At 70.2% G+C, this 9067-nt stretch carries 12 protein-coding genes; 8 read left to right on the top strand and 4 right to left on the bottom strand.

The window, feature by feature from the left end; all coding sequences use genetic code 11:
• Positions 1–101: 101 nt before the first annotated feature.
• The 3 genes from BIU90_RS08490 to BIU90_RS08480 form a co-directional block, all read right to left on the bottom strand.
• Positions 102–707, bottom strand: a complete 606-nt coding sequence (locus tag BIU90_RS08490) for a TetR/AcrR family transcriptional regulator (protein WP_071299757.1) — start codon at positions 705–707, stop codon at positions 102–104.
• Positions 708–790: 83 nt separating this feature from the next.
• The gene (locus BIU90_RS08485; RefSeq protein ID WP_071299756.1) at positions 791–1339 is read right to left on the bottom strand and encodes a MarR family winged helix-turn-helix transcriptional regulator; all 549 of its coding nucleotides are present in this window, start codon (positions 1337–1339) and stop codon (positions 791–793) included.
• A 19-nt stretch (positions 1340–1358) separates the two neighbouring features.
• A complete protein-coding gene (locus BIU90_RS08480; protein WP_071299755.1) occupies positions 1359–1541 on the bottom strand; it encodes a hypothetical protein in 183 nt (60 codons plus the stop codon).
• A 154-nt stretch (positions 1542–1695) separates the two neighbouring features.
• Between BIU90_RS08480 and BIU90_RS08475 the strand changes: the two genes are divergently transcribed.
• Positions 1696–2388 (top strand): SDR family NAD(P)-dependent oxidoreductase, encoded by a 693-nt coding sequence (locus BIU90_RS08475; protein WP_071299754.1) that lies wholly within the window; start codon positions 1696–1698, stop codon positions 2386–2388.
• 35 nt (positions 2389–2423) lie between these two features.
• Complete coding sequence (locus BIU90_RS08470) at positions 2424–3095, top strand: DUF4240 domain-containing protein (RefSeq protein ID WP_071299753.1); 672 nt, start codon at positions 2424–2426, stop codon at positions 3093–3095.
• A gap of 16 nt (positions 3096–3111) precedes the next feature.
• Here BIU90_RS08470 and BIU90_RS08465 read toward each other — a convergent pair whose 3' ends face one another.
• Positions 3112–3819 carry a GntR family transcriptional regulator gene (locus tag BIU90_RS08465; protein ID WP_175470159.1) on the bottom strand — a complete coding sequence of 236 codons (708 nt, stop codon included), beginning with the start codon at positions 3817–3819 and terminating at the stop codon, positions 3112–3114.
• Between the two features lie 161 nt (positions 3820–3980).
• Between BIU90_RS08465 and BIU90_RS08460 the strand changes: the two genes are divergently transcribed.
• From BIU90_RS08460 to fdhA, 6 genes are all read left to right on the top strand, one after another.
• Positions 3981–4844, top strand: coding sequence for a class II fructose-bisphosphate aldolase (locus BIU90_RS08460; RefSeq protein ID WP_071299751.1), 864 nt, complete (start codon positions 3981–3983; stop codon positions 4842–4844).
• The gene (locus BIU90_RS08455) at positions 4841–5629 is read left to right on the top strand and encodes an HAD-IA family hydrolase (RefSeq protein WP_071299750.1); all 789 of its coding nucleotides are present in this window, start codon (positions 4841–4843) and stop codon (positions 5627–5629) included. The genes BIU90_RS08460 and BIU90_RS08455 overlap by 4 nt, the downstream gene beginning before the upstream one ends.
• Positions 5626–6255 (top strand): dihydroxyacetone kinase subunit DhaL, encoded by a 630-nt coding sequence (dhaL, locus tag BIU90_RS08450; RefSeq protein ID WP_071299749.1) that lies wholly within the window; start codon positions 5626–5628, stop codon positions 6253–6255. The genes BIU90_RS08455 and dhaL overlap by 4 nt, the downstream gene beginning before the upstream one ends.
• 84 nt (positions 6256–6339) lie before the next feature.
• Entirely contained in the window at positions 6340–7335 is a 996-nt protein-coding gene (dhaK, locus tag BIU90_RS08445) for a dihydroxyacetone kinase subunit DhaK (protein WP_071299748.1), read from the top strand.
• 29 nt (positions 7336–7364) lie between these two features.
• On the top strand, positions 7365–7784 hold the full coding sequence (locus BIU90_RS08440) for a heme-binding protein (protein WP_071299747.1): 420 nt from the start codon (positions 7365–7367) through the stop codon (positions 7782–7784).
• Between the two features lie 14 nt (positions 7785–7798).
• Positions 7799–9019 carry a formaldehyde dehydrogenase, glutathione-independent gene (fdhA, locus tag BIU90_RS08435; protein ID WP_071299810.1) on the top strand — a complete coding sequence of 407 codons (1221 nt, stop codon included), beginning with the start codon at positions 7799–7801 and terminating at the stop codon, positions 9017–9019.
• Positions 9020–9067: the final 48 nt, after the last annotated feature.

The following is a 9067-nucleotide window of genomic DNA, read 5'->3' as shown; positions in this document are numbered from 1 at the left end:
CTCCGGGTGTTTCCCGGCTGGTGACAGTGATTCGGCACCCTCCCCGAACCGGTTTGGACCAGTTCGGGCCCGTTACCGAGCTGTTACCACTCGCGGTCGGATCAGTCGGCGGCGGGCACCAGGGACTCGAGCAGCCGCAGTACGCGCTCCCCGTCGACGGCGTCCGGGTCGAGCAGCCACTGCACCTGCAGGCCGTCCGACGCGGCGATGCTCAGCGACGCCAGGTCCGTCGGGTCGAGGTCCGCGCGGATCCGCCCCTCCGCCTGGTCCCGCGCGATCAGCTCGGCGAGCTCGCCACGCAGCCGGGCGAAACGCTCGCGCATGAACGCACTCGTCGACGGGTGCCCCTGCCCCACCGCATCGGCCGCCAGCGTCGTGTACAGCTGCACCAGACCCGGGATCTCCCGGTTCCGGCCGGCACTCTCGCGCATGTCCCCGATCGCCGACTTGAGCCGGTCCGGGGCGCCCTGCTCGCGCACCTCGTGCTCGCGGTAGACCGCCAGCAGCAGTTCGTCGCGCGACGGGAAGTAGTGCCGCAGTGCAGCGTGGGTGATGCCGAGGGCCTCGGCGACCGACCGCAGCGACGAGGCGTCGACCCCCTGCTCCGCGACCATCCGGATCATCTCGTCCAGGATCTGCGTCCGCCGTTCCGCGCCCTTGCGGTAGCCGCGCCGCGGCGCGGTCTCGGCGTCGTCGGCGACAGTCATGGTGCCAACTTACCGCTGGAAGGTTTCCGGTGGTGGAAACCGACGGGAGGCACGGTGCCAGGCCGCGCCGGGCCTCCAGACCGTCAGACGGTCGCGTCGACCGCCGCACCCACCGTGTACTCGTCCGCCGGCTCCGGCACCGCGACGGCGAGCGCCTCGACGACCTGACCCAGCGCGTGCGTGACCGCCTGGTTGTCAGCGTCGGAGAGCCCGTCGAAGACCTGCACGACGATCTCGTGGAACCGTGCGTACGAGGCGTCGATCTTGGCGGCCGCCTGCGCCGTCGGCTCGAGCACCTGCGCCCGGCGGTCGGTGGGGTGGGCGGTGCGGACCACGTCGCCGCGCTCCACCAGGGCGTCCACGATCTTGGTGACCGACGCGTTCGACACCGCGAGCATCACGCCCAGGTCCTTGGGCCCCATCGCGCGCTCGTCGCGATGGGCCTGCAGCAGGTACCGGACCGCCAGGAACTCGTTCTTCGACAGACCGCTCTCGGTCCGTGCGTGCTCGATCTGCTGCTCTTCGGCATGCTGCAGGCGGAGCAGCGCGTCGACCGCCTGCTGTGCTGCGGCAGAGCGGGGCTGCTGGCTGTAGAGGTGGTGGTGCTCGCGGCGGACGACGGTCAACGGCATGTGGTCATGGGCTCCCTGGTCAGGAACGGGGGACGGCGAAGAAGTCGGCGTAGGACGGCTCGGCGTGCTTCGAGAGCAACGAGGGGTCCTGGATGCGCGCGCTCACGAAGGCCTCGATCACCGAGGGTGCCGTCAGGCCGGCGCGGGGGTGGGAGCCGAGGGTCCGGGTGCCGTGCTGGGCCCCGAGGTACGTGCTGCGCATGCGTGCTTCCACCTTCCGATCTGCTCTGCGTCCGGGTTGGACGACGAGAGTGTTTCAGGGAGTGAACGGTTCGCGCAACGAACGGTTCGGGATCTGTACGTTTCGCGCACTGAACCGTTCGGACGGGTCGGGAGCGCGGGGATAGCGTCGAGGCATGGACCTGCACCTCACTGACCGTGTCGCCCTCGTCGTCGGCGGGAAGGGCTACATCGGCGCCGCCGTGGCCGATCGCCTCCGCGCAGAAGGGGCCACCGTCGTCGTGGCCTCACGGAGCGCGGGCGGGGACGCAGCACCCGACGAGGTGTCGATCGACACCGCGTCCCAGGAGTCCGTCGCCGCGGGCATCACCTCGGTCCTCGAGCAGCACGATCGCATCGACGTCCTGGTCGTGACGGCCGCACCGAGCGCCCGCACCCTCGACCCCGAGCGCAAGTCCGACCCCGAGCAGGTGTCCGACGCCATCGACGGCAAGGCCCTCGGCTTCCTGCGGGTCGCGAACGCCGTGCTCCCCCACCAGCGGCAGGCAGGCTTCGGTCGGGTGGTCGTCATCAGTGGGCAGAACGCCTACATCTCGGGCAACATCACCGCGTCGCTCCGGAACACGGCGACGAACGTCATCGCGAAGAACCTGGCCGACGAGTTCGCCGGCTCGGGCGTGACGGTGAACGTGGTCAACCCGGGGACGGTCACCGACGAGCCCACGGCCGAGGTGAAGCCGGGCGCCGGGGGCGAGTCCTCCCCCACGCAGATCGCCGACCTGGTGGCGTTCCTGTCCTCGCCACTGTCGGCGGTGTCCGGCGAGTCGATCTCGATCGCGCACCGGATGCTCGGGACGGTCACGGTCTGACGGGTCAGGGGCGCGGCACCTCGTAGGCTGACCGCGTGACCTGGACCTCCCGCGCGCTGACGCTCCCGGTGGCGGTGCTCGTGGTGGCCCTGCTGACGTCGTGCTCGGCACACGCGGACACCGACACGAGACACCCGTCAGGCACCGCGCCCGTTGCTCGGACACCGATGCCCGAGGCCCGGTTCTGGGAGGTGATCGCCGCTGCCCGTGGGACGACCGACGACACCGCTCGCGCCGCACGACCCAGCGCGCTCCGCACGCAGCTGGAGCGCCTCTCCGACCACGACGTCGAGGCCTTCGACCTGCGGTACGGCCAGGAACTCGCCGCGCTCGACCGCTGGTCGGTCTGGGACGCCGGGTACGCGGCGGCCGGCGGCATGACCGACGACGACTTCGAGTACTTCCGGTCGTGGCTCGTCGGCAAGGGCCAGAGCGCCGTGCACCAGGTGGAGACGGACCCTGACGGTCTCGTCCGGCTGCTCGGGCCGGCGGATGCTGCGAAGGACGGCTTCGACGACGAGGAACTCGAGTACGTCGCCGACGACGTCCTGGCGGAACGGATCGGGTCCGATCGCGCGGACGCGTTCGACGACCACGCCCTGGCAGCCGACGGTGACGACCCGACCGGCACCGAGTCCGCGGAGTCGACCATCGATCTCCGGTACCCGCAGCTCGCCGCCTGGGCGCGGGCACACCCGAGCGACTGACCCCCGAGCGCCCGGGTCAGGGGCGCGTGTAGTCGAACTGCAGACGCATCCGGTCGCCGCGGAACACGATCGTGGAGTACTCGAACGTGGTCCCCGCCCGGTCGGCGATCACGTCCGTGAGCTGCAGCACGGGGTCACCCCGCCGCAGTCCGAGCAGTGCGGCATCGGCCTCGGCGACGGCCACGGCCTCGAGCGCCTCGGCCACGTCGTGCATCGCCAGGTCGAACGCGTCCTCGAGCACCACGCACAGCTGCTCGCCCACGACGTCGAGCCCGTCGAGCGTCGGGGCGAGCGCGGCGGGCACGAAGGACCGGTGCACGCTCAGGGGCTTGCCGTCGACGGACCGTAACCGGGCGATCGCGAAGACGTCGTCGTCCGCACCGAGGCCCAGTCGGTCGCGCACCCGCGCGGGCGCCGGACCCCGGTCGAGCGAGACCAGTTCGGTGGTGATGTCGTACCCGAGCACCTCGAGCTGCTCGCGGATCCCCCGGTAGGCCGGCGACACCGCGTTGATCTTGTCCGGGGCCACGAAGGTGCCCTTGCCGGCGACGCGGGTCAGCAGGCCGTCGGCAGCGAGCTTGTTGAGCACGCCGCGCACCGTCATGCGACTGAGTCCGTAGTGCCGGTTCAGCTCGTTCTCGGACGGGATGCGCTGACTCGGCAACCACTCGCCGGTCGCGATCTTCGCGGTGAAGATGTCCTCGAGCTGCTGGTAGATGGGCACGACGGAATCGCGCTCCACGGCGTCGTGCACGACTCACCTCGCTTCTGGGACGACTCTCACCGGATGATCGGACATCTTACTTGTCGAGTCCTGTCTAGACAGGTACAGTCCGATCAGTCGTCGACGCTGACGACCATCCCACGACGAAGTGAGGAGTGCCGATGGACGTCTCCACCAGGGCACTGACCAGGACCGCCCGGAACGCCGGTTACGCGGTCCCGGCCGTGAACGTCTTCGACGAACTGAGCATGCGGGCGGTGATCGCCGCAGCGGAACGCACCCACGCGCCGCTCATCGTGCAGATCTCCGTCAAGACCGTCCGGAGTTCCGGCACGGCCTTCACCACCGACCTGTTCCGTGCGCTCACCCGCGACGTGGACGTCCCGGTCGCCCTGCACCTGGACCACTGCCCCGACCGCCAGGTCCTCGACGACGTCATCGCGGCGGGCTGGTCGAGCGTGCTGTTCGACGCGTCGGACCGGGACCTCGACGACGCGGTGCGCGAGACCGGCGAGGTCACCACGGCCGCACACGCTGCGGGAGTGGACGTCGAGTCCGAGATCGAGAACATCCTGGGCGTCGAGGACGGCGTCGGCAGCGACGAGTCCCGGCACGCCTACTCGGTCGAGCGCCTGGCCGAGGTCGCGGAGCAGACGGACGCCGACCTGTTGGCGCCGCAGCTCGGTACGAGTCACGGCCTGTACAAGGCCGACCCGGTGCTGCTGCCGGAGCGCGCCGCCGAGCTCGCCGGGCTGACCGACCGACCGATCGTCCTGCACGGCGGCACCGGACTCTCCCCGAACGACTTCCGCGCGTTCATCGAGGCAGGGGTCTCCAAGATCAACATCTCGACGGCCGTGAAGCACGCGTACATGCAGGCCTCGCTGGAACACCTGGAGCACGCCCGCGCGACGGACAGCTGGGACCCGCCGAAGCTGGTCGCCGCAATCGAGTCCGCGGTGACCGGCGTGATCGCCGAGCACGTGCAGTGGTTCGAGGCCGACGGTCAGGCCGACCGCCGATGACGCGCGCACTCGTCTTCGACTGCGACGGCGTGCTCGCCGACACCGAGCGGGACGGCCACCTCCCCGCGTTCAACGAGACGTTCGAGCACTTCGACCTGCCGGTCCGGTGGAGCGAGGACGACTACGCGAGCGTTCTGCGGATCGGCGGCGGGAAGGAACGGCTGGCGTCGTTGCTGACACCCGACTTCGTGCGCCGAGCGGGCCTCCCGGCCGACCAGGAGGCGCAGCGCGCCGCCGTCGCGGACTGGCACGCCGAGAAGACGCGCCGGTACACGGCCCGGGTCCGGGCCGGCGACATGCCGGGCCGTCCCGGGATCGCACGGATCGTGCACGAAGCGCACGACGCGGGCTGGCTGCTGGCGGTGGCGTCGACCTCCGCCGAACCGTCGGTGCGCGCGGTGCTCGAGCACGCGGTCGGCGACGACGCCGCAGCGTGGTTCGCGGTCTTCGCCGGCGACGTGGTGCCACACAAGAAGCCCGCGCCGGACATCTACGAGCTGGCGGTCCGCGAGCTCGGCGTCAGCGCCGACGACGTGGTCGTCGTCGAGGACAGCGCCAACGGCCTGCGTGCCGCGGTCGCCGCGGGGCTGACCACGGTCGTGACCATCAGCAGCTACACCGCCGACGAGGACTTCACCGGCGCAGCGCTCGTGGTCGACAGCCTGGGCGACCTGCCCGACACCCCGACCCACGTCCTGTCCGACCCGCACCACGTCGGGTCGGTCGAGCAGGTCACCCTCGACACCCTCACCCAGCTGCAGACCCCGACCGGAGGACCCCGATGACCACCGAAGCCACCACGCACCTGGAGTCCGTTGTACGCCTGATCGCGCAGACCTGCGTGGACAACGAGAAGTACTTCTGCGACCTGGACGCCGTGGCCGGGGACGGCGACTTCGGGTACTCGTTGGCACGCGGGTTCGAGAACGTGCTCGCCGAGTTCGACGGGTACGACCGTTCGGACCCGGGCACGTTCCTGCAGCAGGTCGCGATGACGATGAGCAGCCGGATCGGCGGCACGTCCGGCCCGATCTGGGGCACGGCGTTCCTGCGCGCCGCCGGGGTCGCGAAGGGCAAGGACGACCTGACGACCGAGGACGTGGTCGCGATGCTGCGTGCCGCGGTCGAGGGCATCAAGAAGCGCGGTGGCGCGGACCTCGGTGACAAGACGCTGCTCGACGCGATCGTGCCGATGACCGACGCGATCGAGGCCGACGGCGCCGCGGGCAAGGACGGCGCGGCGATCGCCCGGCACGCGGCCGAGGTCGCCCGGAGCGCGGCTGACGCCACGTCGGCACTCGAGGCCCGCCGCGGGCGTGCGTCGTACACCGGCGAGCGCAGCATCGGGTCGCCGGACCCGGGCGCCGTCGCGGTCGCCGTGCTCGCGGAGCGCATCGCCGACGCCTGGTGACGCGTTCGAGTCCGATCCGCACCACATGACCAGCCCGACCAGACCAGCACAGTCCGTCCATCACGAAGAAGTGAGGCACCACCGATGAAGAAGTTCGTCAACGACCCGAAGCAGTTCGTGCCCGAGATGCTCAAGGGACTCGCGCTCGCGAACCCCGACACGCTCACGTACGACCCGAAGGCCAACCTGATCGTGCGCGCGGATGCACCGAACGACGCCAAGGTGTCGATCGTGCAGGGGTCCGGGTCGGGGCACGAACCGGCCCACGTCATGGTGGTGGGCAAGGGCATGCTCGACGCCGCGTGCCCCGGGGACGTGTTCGCCGCACCGCCGACCGACTACGTCATCGAGGCCGCTCGACGGGTGAACAGCCCCAAGGGCGTGCTGCTGCTCGTGAACAACTACACGGGCGACAAGATGGCGTTCGAGATGGCCGAGGAGTTCGCCGAGGCCGAGGGCATCAAGGTCAAGACGCTGTTCATCGACGACGACGTCGCGGTGAAGGACTCGACGTACACGATCGGTCGCCGCGGTGTCGCGGGCAACTTCTTCGTCATCAAGGCCGTCGGCGCCGCTGCCGAGGCGGGTGCCGACCTGGACGAGGTCGTCCGGGTGGGCGAGAAGGTGAACTCGGTGACGCGCACGATGGGCGTCGCACTGACGGCGTGCACCCCGCCGGCCAAGGGCTCGCCGCTGTTCGAGCTCGGCGACGACGAGATCGAGGTCGGGGTGGGCATCCACGGCGAACCGGGTCGTGCGCGGCAGAAGATCGTGCCCGCGGACGAGATCGTCGACATCCTGCTCGAGCCGATCGTGTCCGACCTGCCGTTCTCGAGCGGTGACGAGGTGGCGCTCATGGTGAACGGCCTCGGCGGCACCCCGATCAGCGAGCTCTACCTGCTCTACGGCATCGCCCACGAGAAGCTCGTCGCCCAGGGGATCACCCCGGTCCGCAGCTACGTCGGCGAGTACTGCACGTCCCTCGACATGGCCGGGGCCTCGATCACCCTCGTCAAGCTCGACGACGAGGTCAAGGAACTCCTCGCCGCGCCCGCCGAGATCCCGATCCGCACGCTCTAGGTCCGGCCCGAGCAGGCAAGGAGCACACCATGGCGAACGAGAAGATCCAGGACAGCATCAGCCTCGAGGACGCCCGTCGCGTCATCGACGCCGCCGTCGCGAAGGCCGAGGAGATCGGTCAGCCGCAGGACGTCGCGGTGGTCGACGCCGGCGGCAACCTCAAGGCGCACGTCCGGATGGACACCGCGAACATCGGCAGCATCCACATCGCGATCAACAAGGCGTACACGTCGATCGCGTTCCAGACCCAGACGAAGGACCTGACCGAGGCCACCCGTCCGACGGGCGACCTGTACGGCCTGAACGACGCACACGGCGGACGGCTCGTCGTGTTCCCGGGCGGCATCCCGCTCGTCCGCGACGGCCGCATCATCGGTGCGATCGGCGTGTCCACCGGCACCATCCAGCAGGACCAGGCGGTCGCCGAAGCCGGCGCCGCCGCACTGTGAGCAAGGAGGCCCACATGGCAACGAACCACGCAGTCGCGTACAAGGGACCCGGGCAGGTCGAGGTCATCGACGTCGACTACCCGACCTTCGAACTGCAGGACGGCCCGGGCGTCAACCCGGCGAACGTCGGACGCAAGGTCAACCACGGCGCGATCCTGCGCACGGTGGCGACGAACATCTGCGGCAGCGACCAGCACATGGTCCGCGGTCGCACCACCGCCCCGACGGACCTGGTGCTCGGGCACGAGATCACCGGCGAGGTGGTCGAGGTCGGCCCGGACGTCGAGTTCATCAAGGTCGGCGACATCGTCTCGGTGCCGTTCAACATCGCCTGCGGGCGGTGTCGGAACTGCAAGGAGCGCAAGACCGGCATCTGCCTCAACGTCAACCCGGACCGACCCGGCAGCGCCTACGGCTACGTCGACATGGGCGGCTGGGTCGGCGGCCAGGCCGAGTATGTGCTCGTGCCCTACGCCGACTGGAACCTGCTGAAGTTCCCGGACGCGGACCAGGCGATGGAGAAGATCCTCGACCTGGCGATGCTGTCGGACATCTTCCCGACCGGGTTCCACGGCGCGGTCACGGCCGGCGTCGAGGTCGGCTCGACGGTCTACGTCGCGGGTGCCGGGCCGGTCGGCCTCGCCGCCGCCACCGGTGCGCTGCTGCTCGGCGCGAGCGTCGTCATCGTCGGCGACATGAACGCCGACCGGCTGGCCCAGGCGCGCAGCTTCGGCTGCGAGACGGTGGACCTGACCAAGGGCGACCCCGCGGACCAGATCGACCAGATCCTCGGCGAACCCCTGGTGGACTGCGGCATCGACGCCGTGGGCTTCGAGGCGAAGGGCCACGGCTCGGGCTCCGGTGACGAGGCCCCGGCGACGGTGCTCAACTCGCTGATGGACGTCACGGCTGCCGGCGGAGCGCTCGGGATCCCCGGGCTCTACGTCACGGGTGACCCGGGCGGGGTGGACGAGGCCGCCAAGAAGGGCTCGCTGTCGCTCAGCCTGGGCACCGGGTGGGCGAAGTCGCTGTCCTTCACGACGGGGCAGTGCCCGGTCATGAAGTACAACCGGCAGCTGATGATGGCGATCCTGCACGACCGGACCAGCATCGCGGCGAACGTCAACGCGAAGCCGATCGACCTGCAGGACGCCCCGCGCGGCTACGCCGAGTTCGACAAGGGTGCCGCGACGAAGTACGTGCTCAACCCGAACGGCCTGATCAAGGCCGCGTGATGCGAGCCGCCTGACGGCGACCACCGGACAGGAGGCTCGGTGCCAGCT

It is taken from the genome of Curtobacterium sp. MCBA15_001, assembly GCF_001864835.1.
Lineage (GTDB): Bacteria > Actinomycetota > Actinomycetes > Actinomycetales > Microbacteriaceae > Curtobacterium.
The sequence above is the reverse complement of the archived record's forward strand: the minus strand, read 5'-3'. Positions and strand labels throughout refer to the sequence as shown.

Bases quoted from the DNA above. Each gene is read 5' to 3' on its own strand.
- BIU90_RS08475 (WP_071299754.1), top strand. From the start codon at position 1,696: ATGGACCTGCACCTCACTGACCGTGTCGCCCTCGTCGTCGGCGGGAAG.
- BIU90_RS08460 (WP_071299751.1), top strand. From the start codon at position 3,981: ATGGACGTCTCCACCAGGGCACTGACCAGGACCGCCCGGAACGCCGGT.
- dhaK (WP_071299748.1), top strand. From the start codon at position 6,340: ATGAAGAAGTTCGTCAACGACCCGAAGCAGTTCGTGCCCGAGATGCTC.
- dhaL (WP_071299749.1), top strand. From the start codon at position 5,626: ATGACCACCGAAGCCACCACGCACCTGGAGTCCGTTGTACGCCTGATC.
- fdhA (WP_071299810.1), top strand. From the start codon at position 7,799: ATGGCAACGAACCACGCAGTCGCGTACAAGGGACCCGGGCAGGTCGAG.
- BIU90_RS08490 (WP_071299757.1), bottom strand. From the start codon at position 707: ATGACTGTCGCCGACGACGCCGAGACCGCGCCGCGGCGCGGCTACCGC.
- BIU90_RS08485 (WP_071299756.1), bottom strand. From the start codon at position 1,339: ATGCCGTTGACCGTCGTCCGCCGCGAGCACCACCACCTCTACAGCCAG.
- BIU90_RS08455 (WP_071299750.1), top strand. From the start codon at position 4,841: ATGACGCGCGCACTCGTCTTCGACTGCGACGGCGTGCTCGCCGACACC.
- BIU90_RS08440 (WP_071299747.1), top strand. From the start codon at position 7,365: ATGGCGAACGAGAAGATCCAGGACAGCATCAGCCTCGAGGACGCCCGT.
- BIU90_RS08480 (WP_071299755.1), bottom strand. From the start codon at position 1,541: ATGCGCAGCACGTACCTCGGGGCCCAGCACGGCACCCGGACCCTCGGC.